Source organism: Streptomyces rhizosphaerihabitans, from assembly GCF_025399795.1.
In the GTDB taxonomy this organism is placed as follows: domain Bacteria; phylum Actinomycetota; class Actinomycetes; order Streptomycetales; family Streptomycetaceae; genus Streptomyces; species Streptomyces rhizosphaerihabitans.
In genome coordinates this window covers 118,755-135,246 of the sequence record NZ_JAODTZ010000013.1, presented here as the reverse complement: position 1 = coordinate 135,246, position 16,492 = coordinate 118,755, and the positions used below count along the sequence as shown (strand labels likewise).

The following is a 16,492-nucleotide window of genomic DNA, read 5'->3' as shown; positions in this document are numbered from 1 at the left end:
ATGACGGACGTGCCCGCGGGAGCGGCCGTGGCGTGTGCCGGGATCGCGGTTTGGCTGATCGGCGGGCGCGGCTCGGGGGTGCGCAGAGCGAGGGTGCTGCTCACGGGCGACGGGGTGGCGGTCGGGCCGCCTCGGTGGGAGCGGGTCCTTGTCGACTGGCGACGGCTGCGCGGGCGGCTGCGGTCCGAAGCGTGGTCGCTGGTGGCGGGATCGGTGATCGCGGTGCTGGGCACCTCGGTACTGCCGCTTCTCCTCGGGGCCGCCGGAATGCCTCTGCTGGGGAGGGTGCGGCGGGCGGGAGAAGCTCGGCGCGAGCGGGAGCGACGCGGCGACGCGGTGATCGCCCTGTGCGGTGCCCTCGCCGGTGAGGTGCGGGCCGGACGCCAGCCCGGCGAGGCGCTGCTCGGAGCCGCGCGTGACTCGGACGGGCTCGGTGACGCGCAGCCGGTGGTGCTGGCCGCGGCGAGGTTCGGTGGGGATGTGCCGGATGCGCTCACCGAGGCGGCACGACAGCCCGGCGCGGACGGACTGGTGGGGCTCGCCGCGTGCTGGCGCGTGGCCGTGGACCGGGGTGCGGGACTCGCGGCGGGCCTGGACCGGCTGGAGGCCGCGCTGCGAGCCGAGCGCGATCAAAGAGCGGACATGCGTGCCCAGTTGGCCGGATCACGCTCGACGGCCTCGATGCTCGCGGGCCTGCCGGTCCTCGGTCTCCTGCTCGGCACCGCGCTCGGCGCGGACCCGCTGCACGTGCTGTTGCACACCGGTCCCGGGCTGGGCTGTCTGCTGGTCGGCGGGGTGCTGGAGGGTGTGGGGCTGTGGTGGGCGCTGCGGATCGTACGAGGGGCGGAGACGGCATGAGCGCGGAAGTTGCCCACAGGCTGGGGGTACTTGTGTGCGGAGTGCTCCTGGTCCGCATGTCGGCCCGTCGGCTCGGGGCGGTGCGGCGCGTGAGGAGAGTGCGCAGACGGTTGGCCGAGTTGCTGCTCCTGGAGGCGGCGCCGTCGCCGAGGCGCCACGAGGTGCGGAGCCATGACCGACGGTGGCTGCCCTTGCTGGGCGTGGTGTGCGTCGGCTGGGTTCTGATCGGCGGTCTCGCCGGTGTTCTGGTGGGGATGGCGGCCGGGTTCGGGGTCCTGCGATGGCGGCAGCGGCGGAATCCCACCCCAGCGGAGGAGTACGACGTAACGCTGGCAGCCCGCCAACTACCGCTCGCCGCCGACTTGGTGGCGGCCTGCATCGCGGCGGGAGCGAGCCCCGTTGCGGCTGCCCAGGTTGTCGGTGAGGCACTGGGCGGACCGGTGGGTGAGCGGCTGGCCCGGGGCGCGGCGGAGGTACGGCTCGGGGGTGAGCCGGGCGACGCGTGGCGGAGGTTGGCGTCGATACCGGGTGCCCAGGGGTTGGCGCGACTGCTGGAGCGGGCGGGTGAGTCGGGTGTACCGGCGGCTGTGCCGGTCGGCCGGCTCGCGGCGCAGGCCCGCGCCGAGTGGGGGCGGACCGCGACGGCCCGGGCACGCCGGGCGGCCGTCATGGTCACCGCGCCCGTGGGGCTGTGTTTCCTGCCGGCCTTCCTCGCGATCGGCGTGCTGCCGGTGGTGATCGGGCTGGCCGGCGGGTTGCTGCGAGGGGGTGGTGGGTGACGGGTGGCGGAAGGGCGAGCGGTAACGGGCGCGTGGGCGAAATGGCAGACAGGCCTGAACCATAGGGAGGTTGGAATGAGTGGGATGGTGCGAGTTCTCGGACGAGGACGAGGACGAGGACGAGGGCAAGGGCAACGGCAAGCGCAAGGGTCCGCGCGTATGCGGGCTTGGATGATCGCGTCGATCGCGGCGCGGAGGGATGCGGGAATGGTCACGTCCGAGTACGCGGTGGGTGTCATCGCGGCGGTGGCCTTCGCGGCCGCGCTCTACAAGGTGGTGACGAGCGGGCAGGTCGGTGAGGAACTGCAGGGCATCGTGGGACGGGCGCTCAATGTCCAGATGTGAACGAGGTCTGAAAGAAGCCCTGTTGAGAGCCAGGCCGGTCCGGTGTCGAGACGCTGGGTTCGTCACCGCCGAGGCCGCCGTGGTGCTGCCCTCGCTGGTGCTCGTCGGCATGGCACTGGTCTGGGCCCTGCTCGCCGCGTCCGCGCAGATCCAGTGCGTGGACGCGGCGAGGGCGGGCGCTCGGGCGGCGGCACGCCAGGACTCGCCGGAAGCGGTCCTGGCGACGACCCGCAGGGCAGCCCCGCCCGGCGCGCAGGTCACGGTGAGTCGGGAGGCCGACCTGGTCAAGGTGACGGTCGGCGCGAGGATGCCGGGTCCCGCCGCTCTGTCCCTGGAACTGACCGACGAGGCGGTGGCACTGGCGGAGGAGACGGTTGTGGGGGTGGACGGGAGATGAGGAACTGGAGTCGCCGGTGGAGCGGGCGACGGGTTTGGTCGTTCGTTGCGAGTCGTCGGTGTGCGCGGTGGCGCGCGTCCTCCGACAGGGGATCGGCGACCGTCTGGACGGTGGGCGCGATCACTGTGCTGTGTGCCGTCTTCGGAGCGGTGCTGGCGATAGGGCAGGCCGTTGTGGTGCGGCACCGGGCGGCAGGGGCAGCGGACTTGGCGGCCCTCGCCGCGGCGGACCACTGGAGCGACGGCGGCGCGGCGGCCTGTGCCCGCGCGGACCGCGTGGCCCGAGCGCAGAGCGCGCGGCTCGTGAGGTGTGCCGTCGAGGGCCAGATCTCGGACGTGACGACGGCGTCCGGAACCGGACCACTCATCGCGGAGGTCAGATCGAGGGCGGGGCCTCCGGGTTCTCCGGGACTTGCGGGGCCGACAGGGTCTCTGGGTCCTCTGGAACCTGCGGGTCCCGCGAGTTCTGCGGGTCCTGTGAGTCCTACGGGTCCTACAGGGTCTGAGGGGCCGGCGGGACCTGAGGGTCCTCAGCCTCGTTCACCGGGTTTTTAGCGTCCGGTCCCAGCTTCTCCGGCCCTCACCCCTCGCCCCTCGGCCGTCATGCGCCCGACGGTCACTCGTTCGGCCCATACGCGCTCGCATTTCACCCGTCTGGCCCCGCGCACACGGCTTTCACTCGTCCGGCCCTCGGCCCTCGCACATCCGGCCCTGAACTCCTCCAGCCCTGAACTCCTCCGGCCCGGACTCTTGCGGCCCTGACTCCTTCGGCGCTGACTCCTCGCCTGAGCTCCTCCGGACCTGACTCGTCAGGCCTTCACTCCTCCGGCGCCGCCCGCAGCAGTTCCGTGAGCAGGCGTACGGCGCCTCGCTTGTGCAGCGGTTCGTTCCCGTTGCCGCATTTGGGGGACTGGATGCAGGAGGGGCAGCCGGCGTCGCACTCGCAGGAGGCGATGGCCTGGCGGGTGGCCGTGAGCCAGGAACGGGCTGTGTGGAAGGCGCGCTCGGCGAATCCGGCGCCGCCCGGGTGACCGTCGTACACGAAGACGGTGGGCAGGAGCGTGTCCGGGTGGAGGGGGACGGAGACGCCGCCGATGTCCCAGCGGTCGCAGGTGGCGAAGAGCGGCAGCATGCCGATCGACGCGTGCTCGGCGGCGTGCAGCGCGCCGCCGAGGATCTCCGGGTTGATCCGGGCCGCGTCCAACTGGTCCTCGGTGACCGTCCACCAGACGGCACGGGTGCGCAGGGTACGAGGAGGGAGGTCGAGTTTCGTCTCGCCGAGGACCTCACCGGTGATGACACGCCGACGCAGGAAGGAGACGACTTGATTGGTGACCTCGACGGAGCCGTAGCACAACCGGCCGTCGCCCCAGGGGACTTCGACGTCGGTTTCGAGGACGGCGATGGACGTGGTGTCGCGGGCGACCGTCGAATACGGCGGGCTGGCCTCCTCGACCAGCGCGACGGAGTCCTCCAGGTCCAGCTTGCGCACCAGGTACGTACGGCCCTGGTGCAGATGGACGGCGCCCTCGTGGACCGCCGTGTGCGCGGCGGCCTCGTCGACCGTGCCGAGCAGGCGCCCGGTCCCGGACTCGACGATCTGCACCGGGCTGCCGCCGCCCCCGCGGATGTCTGTCAGGTCGACGGCCCGCTCCCGGCGTGTCCAGTGCCAGGCCGTGGCCCGGCGGCGCAGCAGTTTTGCGGCCTCCAGCTGCGGCAGCAGATCGGCGGTGGCGGGGCCGAAGAGCTCCAGGTCGTCGTCCGTGAGCGGGATCTCGGAGGCGGCGGCGCACAGGTGCGGGGCCAGGACGTACGGGTTGTCGGGGTCGAGGACCGTGGATTCCACCGGTTGGTCGAACAGTGCCTCGGGATGATGGACGAGGAAGGTGTCCAGCGGGTCGTCGCGGGCGACCAGGATCGCCAGCGCGCCCTCCCCGGAGCGGCCCGCGCGGCCCGCCTGCTGCCAGAGGGAGGCGCGGGTGCCCGGGTAGCCGGAGATGACGACGGCGTCGAGGCCGGAGATGTCGACGCCGAGTTCGAGGGCGGTGGTGGCGGCGAGGCCGAGGAGTTCCCCGGAGTGCAGTGCGCTCTCCAGGGCACGGCGTTCCTCGGGGAGATAGCCGCCGCGATAGGCGGCGACGCGCCGGGCCAGTGAGCGGTCGATCTCGGCGAGGCGTTCCTGGGCGATGACCGCGATCAGTTCGGCGCCGCGCCGGGACCGTACGAAGGCGATCGAGCGCATGCCCTGGACGGTGAGGTCGGTCAGCAGGTCGGCCGTTTCGGCGGTGGCGGTACGCCGGACGGGTGCACCTTTCTCGCCGTGCAGTTCGGTGAGCGGGGGCTCCCACAGGGCGAACACGAGTTCCCCTCGTGGAGAGGCGTCGTCGGCGACCTCGACGACCGGGAGGCCGGTCAGGCGGCGCGCCGCGACGGCGGGTTCGGCGGCGGTCGCGGAGGCCAGCAGGAAGACGGGAGAGGCGCCGTAGCGGGCGCAGATGCGGCGCAGGCGGCGCAGCACCTGGGCGACGTGGGAACCGAAGACGCCGCGGTAGGTGTGGCACTCGTCGATCACGACATACCGCAGGGCGCGCAGGAAGGAGGACCAGCGGGCGTGGGAGGGCAATATCCCGCGGTGCAGCATGTCGGGGTTGGTCAGGACGTAGTTGGCGTACTGGCGTACCCATTCGCGTTCCTCGAAGGGCGTGTCGCCGTCGTACACGGCTGGGCGTACGGCATTGCCCAGCGGTTGTGAAAGTTCCTTCACCGAGCGGCGCTGGTCGGCTGCCAGGGCCTTGGTGGGGGCCAGGTAGAGGGCGGTGGCACCCCGGCCGTTCGGGGCCTCGGAGCCCTCCAGAAGGGCCGTCAGGACCGGGGCGAGGTACGCCAGGGACTTGCCGGAGGCGGTGCCGGTGGCGACGATCACCGACTCGCCGTCCAGGGCGTGCTCGGCGACGCGTGCCTGGTGGGCCCAGGGGTGTTCGATGCCCGCTGCCTGCACCGCGGCGATGACCTCCGAACGGATCCGGTCGGGCCAGACGGCATGGCGACCCGCTCGCGGGGGCAAGTGCTCCGTATGAGTGATGCGCGAAGCCCGGCTCGGCCCCGAGGCGAGCCGGTCCAGGACTGTGCTCGGCGAGGGGCGGGAAGCGGTGTCCGCCGAGGATCGATCGGATCGGTGATTCTTGGCCATCGGCATCGAGTGTGTCACTGGCGTGACGGACAATGGGCCCAAGGCGTCGTGCACGCCTGCCGGTAAGTGATTGAATGCCATCGCGGCTGGCGAACCGTCCCGGGGGCTCTGCCGAGGTGTCCCATGGGGCGACCGCTCGATAGCAAGGTGCTGGAGGATCCGTGGACCTGTCCCTGTCGACTCGCAATGTGTCCGGCCCTAATGGCGACCGTACGGTCGTCGAGGTCGGCGGCGAAATCGATGTATATACCGCGCCCAAGCTGCGGGAGCAGCTGGTCGAGCTGGTGAACGACGGCAGCTTCCACCTCGTCGTCGACATGGAGGGCGTGGACTTCCTCGACTCCACCGGTCTCGGCGTTCTGGTGGGCGGCCTGAAGCGTGTCCGGGCCCATGAGGGCTCGCTGCGTCTGGTCTGCAACCAGGAGCGCATTCTGAAGATCTTCCGTATTACTGGTCTCACCAAGGTGTTCCCGATCCACACCTCGGTGGAGGAGGCGGTCAACGCGACCGACTGACCAGCGGTCTCCCGGGTCGTGGGCCCGGGCTTCGCAGCAGTGGGGGTCCGGGCCCACGGCCCGGTCCCCTGACAGCACGCCCGTAGTACAGCACGCCCGTAGTTCAGAGGGGGATGCATGGCCACCGTTGAACTCCGCTTCAGCGCGCTGCCCGAGCACGTCAGGACCGCCCGACTGGTGGCGGCAGCGGTGGCGCGCAGGGCCGGAGTGGACGAGGCCGTCCTCGACGAGGTCAGGCTCGCCGTCGGCGAGGCCTGTACTCGTGCCGTCGGACTGCACCAGAGCAGCGGCATCTCGGCGCCGGTGCAGGTGACGCTGATCGACGAGGAGAAACAGTTCTCCATCGAGGTCGGTGACGAGGCGCCGGGTTCGGTACCCGGCGGGGCGGCGTCCGGCGCCGCCTCCGGCGGCTCGGACGCGGAGACCGAGGAGGACGAGATGGGCCTCGCGGTCATCAGCGGCCTTGTCGACGACGTGGAAGTCATCGCCGGAGAGCACGGCGGACTGATCAGGATGAGCTGGCCCATTGTGCCGCCGGCCGTGGCTCTTTCCTGACAACCGCCCCTCTTTTCTTGCCCCGAAGGGCCCTACTCGGTGGGGCCCTTCGGCATGTCCGGGAACTCGCGCTCGCCCATATGGTGATCGTGCACGGCGTTTCGTGAATTGATTCACGATCATTAGCGCGATAATTGGATCAAGCGTCAACGCTTCTGGGGCGTTACTGCATTTGGGTCCGTGGACGCCTGTCGATCATTTGCTGAAGAGCAAGTCTCGGCTAATTCCGCTTACCGCGCACTGTTTTGATCAGGTTCCGGTACCTAGAATCCGTCCACATCTTGAGCTCAGCCCAAGCGTCAAGGAGGACGAATGGCGGGGCTTTCTACCCCTCATCAGTTTGACCACCCCACAACCTTCGCAGCTGCGGTTCTGACGGACGACAACCGTCTCATCGTGATGGTCATCGCGGTCGTCGCCGTGGCGGCGCTCGTCGTCGCCGGGATCCTGGTGCGCCAGGTTCTCGCGGCCGGCGAGGGCACCGAGAGCATGAAGGAGATCGCGACGGCGATCCAGGAGGGCGCGAATGCCTACCTGGGGCGTCAGATGCGCACGCTCGGCGTATTCGCCGCCGTGGTGTTCTTCCTGCTCATGCTGCTGCCCGCGGACGACTGGAATCAGCGCGCCGGACGGTCGATCTTCTTCTTGATCGGCGCGGCGTTCTCGGCGACCACCGGTTACATCGGTATGTGGCTCGCCGTACGGAGCAATGTCCGCGTGGCCGCCGCGGCACGGGAAGCGACCCCGGCGGAGGGTGAGCCCGAAAAGGATCTCACCGCCGTCTCGCACAAAGCCATGAAGATCGCTTTCCGCACCGGTGGCGTCGTCGGCATGTTCACGGTGGGGCTCGGTCTGCTGGGCGCCTCCTGTGTGGTGCTCGTGTACGCGGCCGACGCGCCGAAGGTCCTGGAGGGCTTCGGTCTCGGCGCGGCACTGATCGCCATGTTCATGCGTGTCGGCGGCGGTATCTTCACCAAGGCTGCCGATGTCGGCGCCGACCTGGTCGGCAAGGTCGAGCAGGGCATTCCGGAGGACGATCCGCGCAATGCCGCGACCATCGCCGACAACGTGGGCGACAACGTGGGCGACTGCGCCGGCATGGCCGCGGACCTCTTCGAGTCGTACGCCGTCACGCTCGTCGCCGCGCTGATCCTCGGCAAGGTGGCGTTCGGCGACGCCGGGCTCGCGTTCCCGCTGATCGTGCCCGCGATCGGCGTCCTCACCGCGATGATCGGCATCTTCGCGGTGGCGCCCCGGCGCTCCGACCGCAGCGGCATGTCCGCGATCAACCGTGGGTTCTTCATCTCCGCGGTGATCTCGCTCGTGCTGGTCGCCCTGGCCGTCTACGTCTACCTTCCGGGGACCTATGCCGAACTGGACGGTGTAACGGACGCGGCGATCAAGGCCAAGGGCGGTGATCCGCGGGTCCTCGCGGTCGTCGCCGTCGCGATCGGCATCGTGCTGGCCGCGCTCATCCAGCAGTTGACCGGCTACTTCACCGAGACCAGCCGCCGTCCCGTCCGGGACATCGGCAAGAGTTCACTGACCGGCGCGGCCACCGTCGTCCTCGCCGGCATCTCCATCGGTCTCGAATCGGCCGTCTATACCGCCCTGTTGATCGGCCTCGGCGTGTACGGGGCGTTCCTGCTGGGCGGTACGTCGATCTTGCTGGCGCTGTTCGCGGTGGCGCTCGCCGGAACGGGCCTGCTCACCACGGTCGGTGTCATCGTCGCGATGGACACCTTCGGCCCCGTCTCCGACAACGCGCAGGGCATCGCCGAGATGTCCGGCGACGTCGAGGGCGCGGGCGCGCAGGTGCTCACCGACCTGGACGCTGTCGGCAACACCACCAAGGCCATCACCAAGGGCATCGCCATCGCCACCGCAGTCCTCGCGGCCTCGGCCCTCTTCGGCTCGTACCGTGACGCGATCACCACGGCCGCGAGCGACGTGGGCGAGAAGGTCTCGGGTCCCGGCGCGCCGCTGAACCTGATGATGGACATCTCGCAGCCCAACAACCTGGTGGGTCTCATCGCGGGCGCCGCAGTCGTCTTCCTCTTCTCGGGGCTGGCGATCAACGCGGTGTCGCGGTCCGCCGGGGCGGTGGTCTACGAGGTGCGGCGGCAGTTCCGCGAGCACCCCGGGATCATGGACTACTCCGAGAAGCCCGAGTACGGGCGCGTCGTCGACATCTGCACCAAGGACGCGCTGCGCGAACTGGCCACACCCGGCCTGCTCGCGGTGCTCACGCCGATTGCGATCGGGTTCACGCTCGGCGTCGGCGCGCTCGGCTCGTTCCTCGCCGGCGCGATCGGCACCGGCACGCTGATGGCGGTCTTCCTCGCCAACTCCGGTGGCGCGTGGGACAACGCCAAGAAGCTGGTCGAGGACGGCCACCACGGCGGCAAGGGCAGCGAGGCCCACGCCGCTACGGTGATCGGCGACACGATCGGTGACCCCTTCAAGGACACGGCGGGCCCCGCGATCAACCCGCTGTTGAAGGTCATGAACCTGGTGTCGCTGCTGATCGCTCCGGCGATCGTCAAGTTCTCGTACGGCGACGACAAGAGTGCCGGCGTACGGGTGTTCATCGCCCTTTTCGCGCTCATCGTGATCGTGAGTGCCGTGTACATCTCCAAGCGGCGCGGGATCGTCATGGGTGACGAGGAGGACAACGAGGAAGGGGTCGCCAAGTCGGCCGATCCGGCGGTGGTTTCCTAGCTCACAGGTTCTGCGCCTGATGTGGCACGGACTTCCGTGCCTGGTCAGGGAGTGGGCCAACGGGCGGGTGTACGGCGCGTGTTGACGTGCTGTGCGCCCGCCCTGTGTGTGTTCACACCGCGGTCGTGAGCCTTCTCTCGCCTGGTGCAAATAGCTTCAATAAGTGTTTTAGCGGACATTCACTATGTGGGTGTCGCCCACATGGCGTGTATGTTCCGGGGCCGAGAGCCATGGAAGGGACCAAACCGGTGAACAAGAAGCTCGCGGCCGCACTGTCCGGCGGTGCGGTACTGGTAGTCGCGCTGTCGGGATGCAGCAGCAGCAGCGACGACAACGGCAGCGGCAAGCGGAACTCCTGGGCCAAGCAGGTCTGTGACGCGGTGAAGCCGCAGGCGCAGAAGATCGAGGACGCGAACGCCGCGATCCAGAAGCAGACCTCGGACAACAGCGCGCCGGAGGACGTTCAGAGGACGGACGCACAGGCCTTCCAGGACATGTCCGACGCCTACGCGGCGATGGGCACCGCCGTCGACAACGCGGGACCGCCGGACGTCGACGACGGCAAGACGAAGCAGACCAACGCGGTCAAGGAGCTCAAGGACATCTCCGCGTCGTACGCGGCTCTGAAGAAGCAGGTCGACAAGCTCGACACCAAGGACCAGGCCAAGTTCGCCGACGGGCTCAAGGATGTCGCGACCCAGCTCGCCAAGCTGAGCCAGAGCGGGAACGACGCCCTGAACAAGCTGGAGGAGGGCGACGTGGGCAAGGCGATGGCGCAGCAGGAGAGCTGCAAGTCGGCGTCCGGGTCCTCGGCGGCGACCACGGGCTGAGTTCCCTGGGGGACCGTCGGTGGCGGCCCGGAGGCGAGGCTTCCCGAGGAGTCCCCGGGGCGGTGATCTGCCGTTCGAACGAACGAGAGCCCGGCGCGTGCGTGCCGGGCTCTCGGCATGCCCTGTCCACAGGTGACGGTCGCGGGGGATGTGCTGTCCACAGGGGGTGCGCAATCCACGGGTAGTGCGTTGTCCACAGGTGTGGGTGCCCGTGGGTGATAGCGGACACAATGGGAGGCGTGAGTCATTCCAGCCTGTCACCGTTGCCCTCGTCCGATCGTGCCGACATCGCAGCCCGGCTGCGGAGCGCCCTCCTCGACGCCTCCTTCACCGCGGACGGACTCCTCGACCTGCTCGGCGCCCCCGCGTACGCGGCGCTGGCGCGCAGTGAGACCGTGCCCGCTCTCCGGGCGACCCGTGGGGACACACCGCTGGAGACGCTCGTGCGGCTGTTCCTGCTGCAGCAGCCCGTGCCGCACGCGCGCGTGGCGGACGTGCTGCCTGTCGAGGACGCCGTGGAAAGCGGCTGGCTGACCCGGACGGGCGGGGACGAGGTCGCGGCGAGCGTCGACATCCGGCCCTACGGCGGTCCCGGCGGTGAGGACTGGTTCATCGTGTCCGACCTCGGATGCGCCGTCGGCGGCGCGGGCGGCATCGGCAGCCGGGAGGAAGGTGTCGTCCTCGGCGTGGGAGGCGCTTCCACGACGCTCGCCGGCATCACCGTTCGTGCGCCCGTCGACTCCGCGCTCGATCTCGGTACCGGCTCCGGAATCCAGGCCCTGCACGTCGCGCAGCACGCCACGCGCGTGACGGCGACCGACCTGAACCCCCGTGCGCTGCACATCACCGCGCTCACCCTCGCGCTGTCCGGCGCCCCGGCGGCCGACCTGCGCCAGGGCTCCCTCTTCGAGCCGGTCCGCGCCGACGAGACGTACGACCTGATCGTCTCGAACCCACCCTTCGTGATCTCGCCGGGTGCCCGGCTGACGTACCGCGACGGCGGAATGGGCGGGGACGATCTGTGCCGCACACTCGTTCAGGAGTCGGGGGACCGGCTGAACGAAGGGGGGTACGCCCAGTTCCTGGCCAACTGGCAGCACGTGGAAGGCGAGGACTGGCAGGACCGGCTGCGTTCCTGGGTGCCGCGAGGCTGCGACGCGTGGATCGTGCAGCGCGAGGTGCAGGACGTCACGCAGTACGCGGAGTTGTGGCTGCGCGACGCGGGTGACCACCGCGCGGACCCGGCCGAGTACCAGGCCCGGTACGACGCGTGGCTCGACGAGTTCGAGGCGCGCAAGGTGAAGGCCGTCGGCTTCGGATGGATCACGCTGCGCAGGACGACGGCGGCCGAGCCCTCCATCACGGTCGAGGAGTGGCCGCACTCCGTCGAGCAGCCGCTCGGCGAGGCCGTGCGCGAGCACTTCGACCGGGTCGACTATCTGCGGCGGCACGACGACGCGGGTCTGCTCGCCGGTCACTTCAGACTTGTGGCGGAGGTCGTGCAGGAGCAGGTCGGACTGCCCGGCGCCGAGGATCCGGAGCATGTGGTGCTGCGTCAGCACCGCGGAATGCGCCGGGCCACCAAGGTGGACACGGTCGGAGCGGGCTTCGCCGGCGTGTGCGACGGCACGTTGAGCGCGGGGCGGATTCTCGACGCCATCGCCCAACTGGTCGGTGAGGACCCGGTGTTGCTGCGCGACCGGACGCCAGCACAGATTCGCCTGCTGGTCGAGCAGGGATTCCTGGAGCCGGTCGAGTAGCCGGTCGAGTAGCTGGGTGACGCCGGGGAGCGGTGTGGGGCGGTGTGGGGCGCCTCTGGGCTTGAGCCGGGGGTGGGAGGCGAGGCCGGCGGTTCCTCCGGCCCGCGTGCCTCCTCCGGCCTGTGCGCCTCGTCCGGCCTGCAGCGCCTCCCGGGTGGCTGTCCTACCGGCCCCGCGGTTCCTCGGGCCGTTCCCGCCGAGTGGCTCCTCTGGAAGGCGCAGCCCGCCAGGGGTGGTCCGACGTGGCACGGGTGAGTGTCGCCTTGCCGTGTTCGGTGTCTGGAGCGCGGGCGTCCGCGAGCTGACTCGCCCCCGCGACCTACGCCCCACCGGACACCGGATCGGCATCCTCGACCGGGAGAGGAAACCGGCCAACATCCGATGGCGGCGGACGCTTCCGGCCGTCCCTCGCGGCCAGGCCGCTCACCTCGCCGACTGCGGCGCCGCGCGTCATCCGGCGCCTCACGAACCCCCGCTCAACGCCATCTCCATCGCCGTCGCAGTCGAAATGCCGCCGCGGTAGCAGAGCATCCAGCCGTAGCCGTAGCCGTAGCCGTAGCCGTAGCCGTTGCCTCCGCTGTAGCCACCGCCACCGCAGTGGTCCAGAGCCGTCGCCTCCGCCGTAGCCACCGCCTTCGTCGGGATCCAGGCACCCCGGCCCTCACGCCCCCGGTTCGCCGTGGCGAGCCTCCCCACCCAGTCCGCCCGATCTCGGCCATGTCCTGTGCTCGGACGGCGTTGCCCTGCGCGTCGCGCGGATACCGCCGGTGACCGTCGGACCTCGACCTCGGCGCCGCACCACGGGCATGGACATGGAGACGGACATGGACACGGAGACGCAGACGAAGACGCATCGGGACACGCAGGCGGACTTGGGTTGCGGGAAATGGCCTGCGGAACGGGCGAGAAGAAGGGGGATCGGCTGCGGGGGAAGACCCGTGGTGGCAGGTTCGAGGTGAGTCGGGCGAGCGAGAACGCAGGCGAAGGCGGTCGGCGGGCCGGGCGGCGAGGGGACTGGAACGACGGATTCGCCACAGTCGCGCGCGCTGCGGGCCGCGTCGATCAGAAGAGGACGGCCGGGGTGGACGACGGCGCCGGGTGCGGTGTGGGCGCCTCATGGGATGCCGGTTGCCCGGCGTTCACCGTGGGTTCGTACGTACGCTGCCAGGGCGTGTCAGCCTCCCGAGCCTGAGGACTCGGGGCGGAAGGGCAGAGCCATGGAAAACGGACCGGCGATCTTCGCGGGGGTGGCGTTCGCCCTGTTCGGAGGCGGACTCGTGTCCTGGACCGTGGTCCGGGTGCGGCAAGGTGAGCCGGTTGCCCACGGTGTGAACCGCGTCGCATCGGCGACCCTCACGAGCGTCGCCGGAAGCGCGGCGCTGGCGCTCGGAATGTGGTGCTTCACGCGCGGGTGAGACCGCGCGTGAGGACCACCACTCGGGTAACTGGGAAGTTACCCTCCGGATAGGCCCGAAAGAGCCGGTCGACACTCCGGGCGGCAGGAATGGCGGTAGTCGGGTTACCGTTCGAGTGGCCGTTGCGGGCTTTTCCCGTTTGACACGGGGGCGGGATGTACCGTCACACTCCGCAGCGTCAGCATGACCCGATCCCTCGGGAATCAAGCCCCGGGGAGATTCCGCGTCGACCGGAGAGAAGAGCGAAGTTGTCCCCGACCAGCGACACCGCACACGGCGGCCGCCGACTCGTAATCGTCGAGTCGCCCGCCAAGGCGAAGACGATCAAGGGCTATCTCGGCCCCGGCTATGTCGTCGAAGCGAGCGTCGGGCACATCCGTGACCTCCCCAGCGGCGCCGCGGAGGTGCCCGAGAAGTACACCGGTGAGGTCCGCCGCCTCGGTGTGGACGTCGACAACGACTTCCAGCCGATCTATGTGGTCAACGCCGACAAGAAGGCCCAGGTCAAGAAGCTCAAGGACCTGCTGAAGGACTCCGACGAGCTCTTCCTCGCCACCGATGAGGACCGCGAGGGCGAGGCCATCGCATGGCACCTCCTGGAGGTCCTCAAGCCCAAGGTTCCCGTCCACCGGATGGTCTTCCACGAGATCACCAAGGACGCGATCCGCAGCGCCGTCGAAAACCCGCGCGAGCTGAACAAGCGCATGGTCGACGCCCAGGAGACCCGCCGCATCCTCGACCGCCTGTACGGCTACGAGGTCTCGCCGGTCCTGTGGAAGAAGGTCATGCCGCGGCTGTCGGCCGGCCGCGTCCAGTCCGTGGCGACCCGGCTCGTCGTCGAGCGGGAGCGCGAGCGCATCGCCTTCCGTTCCGCCGAGTACTGGGACCTGAACGGCACTTTCGGCACCGGCCGCACCGGTGACGCCAGCGACCCGTCCAACCTGGTCGCCCGCCTCACCTCGGTCGACGGCAAGCGCGTAGCTCAGGGCCGCGACTTCGACTCGCTGGGCCAGATCAAGAGCGCGAACACGCTCCACCTGGACGAGACGAACGCCCGTGCGCTCGCCGCCGCCCTCCAGGACACGAACTTCGCGGTCCGCTCGGTCGAGTCCAAGCCCTACCGCCGCTCGCCGTACGCGCCGTTCCGTACGACGACGCTCCAGCAGGAGGCCTCGCGCAAGCTCGGCTTCGGTGCGAAGTCGACCATGCAGGTGGCGCAGAAGCTGTACGAGAACGGCTTCATCACCTACATGCGTACGGACTCCACGACCCTGTCGGGCACGGCGATCACGGCCGCCCGCGCCCAGGTCACGCAGCTGTACGGCGCCGACTACCTGCCGGCGCAGCCGCGTACGTACGCCGGGAAGGTCAAGAACGCGCAGGAGGCGCACGAAGCGATCCGCCCCTCGGGTGATCGTTTCCGTACCCCGGCCGAAACGGGACTGACCGGCGACCAGTTCAGGCTGTACGAGCTGATCTGGAAGCGGACCGTCGCCTCCCAGATGAAGGATGCGGTCGGCAACTCCGTCACCGTGAAGATCGCGGGCCGGGCCGCCGACGGCCGCGACGCCGAGTTCAGCGCGTCCGGCAAGACGATCACCTTCCACGGCTTCCTGAAGGCGTACGTCGAGGGCGCGGACGACCCGAACGCCGAGCTCGACGACCGCGAGCGCCGCCTCCCGCAGGTCGGCGAGGGCGACCCGCTGTCCGCCGAGGAGATCACGGTCGACGGCCACGCCACCAAGCCGCCGGCCCGCTACACCGAGGCGTCGCTGGTCAAGGAGCTCGAAGAGCGCGAGATCGGCCGTCCGTCGACGTACGCGTCGATCATCGGCACGATCCTCGATCGCGGTTACGTCTTCAAGAAGGGGACGGCCCTGGTGCCCTCCTTCTTGTCGTTCGCCGTGGTCAACCTCCTGGAGAAGCACTTCGGGCGGCTCGTCGACTACGACTTCACCGCCAAGATGGAGGACGACCTCGACCGCATCGCACGCGGTGAGGCGCAGGCCGTGCCGTGGCTGCGGCGGTTCTACTTCGGTGAGGGCGAGGCGACCGGCGCCGCCGAGGCCGGCAACGGCGACGGCGACCACCTGGGCGGTCTCAAGGAGCTCGTCACCGACCTGGGCGCCATCGACGCCCGCGAGGTGTCCTCCTTCCCGGTCGGCAACGACATCGTGCTGCGCGTCGGCCGCTACGGTCCGTACGTCGAGCGCGGCGAGAAGGACTCCGAGAACCACCAGCGCGCCGATGTGCCCGAGGATCTGGCTCCGGACGAGCTGACGGTCGACCTCGCCGAGGAGCTGCTCGCCAAGCCGAGCGGTGACTTCGAGCTCGGCGCCGACCCCGAGACGGGCCGCCAGATCATCGCCAGGGACGGCCGCTACGGCCCGTACGTCACCGAGGTGCTCCCCGAGGGCACCCCGAAGACGGGCAAGAACGCCGTCAAGCCGCGTACCGCCTCGCTGTTCAAGTCGATGGCGGTCGACACGGTGACCCTGGACGACGCCCTCAAGCTGATGTCCCTGCCGCGCGTCGTCGGCAAGGACGCCGAGGGCGTCGAGATCACCGCGCAGAACGGGCGCTACGGGCCGTACCTGAAGAAGGGCACGGACTCGCGCTCGCTCACCGCGGAGGACCAGCTCTTCACCATCACGCTGGAAGAGGCGCTGGAGATCTACTCCCAGCCCAAGCAGCGGGGTCGTGCGGCAGCCAAGCCGCCGCTGAAGGAGCTGGGCGAGGACCCGGTCAGCGGGAAGCCGGTCGTGGTCAAGGACGGCCGTTTCGGGCCGTACGTGACCGATGGCGAGACCAACGCGACGCTGCGTTCCGACGACAGCGTCGAGGACATCACGCCGGAGCGCGGCTACGAGCTGCTCGCCGAGAAGCGTGCCAAGGGTCCGGCCAAGAAGACCGCGAAGAAGGCGCCCGCCAAGAAGGCACCGGCCAAGAAGACGGCCGCCAAGACGACGGCTTCGAAGACGGCAGCCAAGAAGGCGCCCGCCAAGAAGACCGCCGCGAAGAAGACGGCGGCCTCCGAAGGCTGAGCGACCGGCCGAACCCGGTGGCGCCCCGAAGGCTGAGGCACCGACCGAATCCTGCGGGGTCCCGCTCCTCAGGCCTCAGGAATT

The 16,492-nt window shown here is 69.9% G+C and carries 14 protein-coding genes; 12 read left to right on the top strand and 2 right to left on the bottom strand.

Annotated features, from left to right (window positions below; translation table 11 throughout):
• From N4G66_RS15785 to N4G66_RS15765, 5 genes are all read left to right on the top strand, one after another.
• Positions 1–858 carry a type II secretion system F family protein gene (locus N4G66_RS15785; RefSeq protein WP_261704732.1) on the top strand — a complete coding sequence of 286 codons (858 nt, stop codon included), beginning with the start codon at positions 1–3 and terminating at the stop codon, positions 856–858.
• A complete protein-coding gene (locus N4G66_RS15780; protein WP_261704731.1) occupies positions 855–1,637 on the top strand; it encodes a type II secretion system F family protein in 783 nt (260 codons plus the stop codon). The genes N4G66_RS15785 and N4G66_RS15780 overlap by 4 nt, the downstream gene beginning before the upstream one ends.
• 159 nt (positions 1,638–1,796) lie before the next feature.
• Positions 1,797–1,982 carry a DUF4244 domain-containing protein gene (locus tag N4G66_RS15775; protein ID WP_261704730.1) on the top strand — a complete coding sequence of 62 codons (186 nt, stop codon included), beginning with the start codon at positions 1,797–1,799 and terminating at the stop codon, positions 1,980–1,982.
• Positions 1,969–2,379 carry a TadE family type IV pilus minor pilin gene (locus tag N4G66_RS15770; protein ID WP_261704729.1) on the top strand — a complete coding sequence of 137 codons (411 nt, stop codon included), beginning with the start codon at positions 1,969–1,971 and terminating at the stop codon, positions 2,377–2,379. Before N4G66_RS15775 ends, N4G66_RS15770 begins: the two co-directional genes overlap by 14 nt.
• On the top strand, positions 2,376–2,933 hold the full coding sequence (locus N4G66_RS15765) for an Rv3654c family TadE-like protein (protein ID WP_391858822.1): 558 nt from the start codon (positions 2,376–2,378) through the stop codon (positions 2,931–2,933). Before N4G66_RS15770 ends, N4G66_RS15765 begins: the two co-directional genes overlap by 4 nt.
• A gap of 262 nt (positions 2,934–3,195) precedes the next feature.
• Here the strand turns inward: N4G66_RS15765 and N4G66_RS15760 are convergent, their stop codons facing one another.
• Entirely contained in the window at positions 3,196–5,649 is a 2,454-nt protein-coding gene (locus N4G66_RS15760) for a DEAD/DEAH box helicase (RefSeq protein WP_261704727.1), read from the bottom strand.
• 80 nt (positions 5,650–5,729) lie between these two features.
• Here N4G66_RS15760 and bldG point away from each other — a divergent pair, with 80 nt between their 5' ends.
• The 5 genes from bldG (at position 5,730) to N4G66_RS15735 (ending at position 11,949) form a co-directional block, all read left to right on the top strand.
• On the top strand, positions 5,730–6,083 hold the full coding sequence (gene bldG, locus N4G66_RS15755; protein ID WP_028799135.1) for an anti-sigma factor antagonist BldG: 354 nt from the start codon (positions 5,730–5,732) through the stop codon (positions 6,081–6,083).
• A 117-nt stretch (positions 6,084–6,200) separates the two neighbouring features.
• Positions 6,201–6,638 (top strand): ATP-binding protein, encoded by a 438-nt coding sequence (locus N4G66_RS15750; RefSeq protein ID WP_261704726.1) that lies wholly within the window; start codon positions 6,201–6,203, stop codon positions 6,636–6,638.
• Between the two features lie 312 nt (positions 6,639–6,950).
• Positions 6,951–9,359 carry a sodium-translocating pyrophosphatase gene (locus N4G66_RS15745; RefSeq protein ID WP_261704725.1) on the top strand — a complete coding sequence of 803 codons (2,409 nt, stop codon included), beginning with the start codon at positions 6,951–6,953 and terminating at the stop codon, positions 9,357–9,359.
• 230 nt (positions 9,360–9,589) lie between these two features.
• The gene (locus N4G66_RS15740) at positions 9,590–10,189 is read left to right on the top strand and encodes a small secreted protein (protein ID WP_261704724.1); all 600 of its coding nucleotides are present in this window, start codon (positions 9,590–9,592) and stop codon (positions 10,187–10,189) included.
• 230 nt (positions 10,190–10,419) lie between these two features.
• Positions 10,420–11,949 carry a class I SAM-dependent methyltransferase gene (locus N4G66_RS15735; protein WP_261704723.1) on the top strand — a complete coding sequence of 510 codons (1,530 nt, stop codon included), beginning with the start codon at positions 10,420–10,422 and terminating at the stop codon, positions 11,947–11,949.
• Between the two features lie 462 nt (positions 11,950–12,411).
• Here the strand turns inward: N4G66_RS15735 and N4G66_RS15730 are convergent, their stop codons facing one another.
• A complete protein-coding gene (locus tag N4G66_RS15730) occupies positions 12,412–12,645 on the bottom strand; it encodes a hypothetical protein (protein WP_261704722.1) in 234 nt (77 codons plus the stop codon).
• A gap of 521 nt (positions 12,646–13,166) precedes the next feature.
• On the opposite strand from N4G66_RS15730, the gene N4G66_RS15725 reads away from it, so the two are divergent.
• Positions 13,167–13,364 (top strand): hypothetical protein, encoded by a 198-nt coding sequence (locus N4G66_RS15725; RefSeq protein ID WP_261704721.1) that lies wholly within the window; start codon positions 13,167–13,169, stop codon positions 13,362–13,364.
• A 248-nt stretch (positions 13,365–13,612) separates the two neighbouring features.
• A complete protein-coding gene (topA, locus tag N4G66_RS15720) occupies positions 13,613–16,408 on the top strand; it encodes a type I DNA topoisomerase (RefSeq protein WP_261704720.1) in 2,796 nt (931 codons plus the stop codon).
• Positions 16,409–16,492 lie beyond the last annotated feature (84 nt).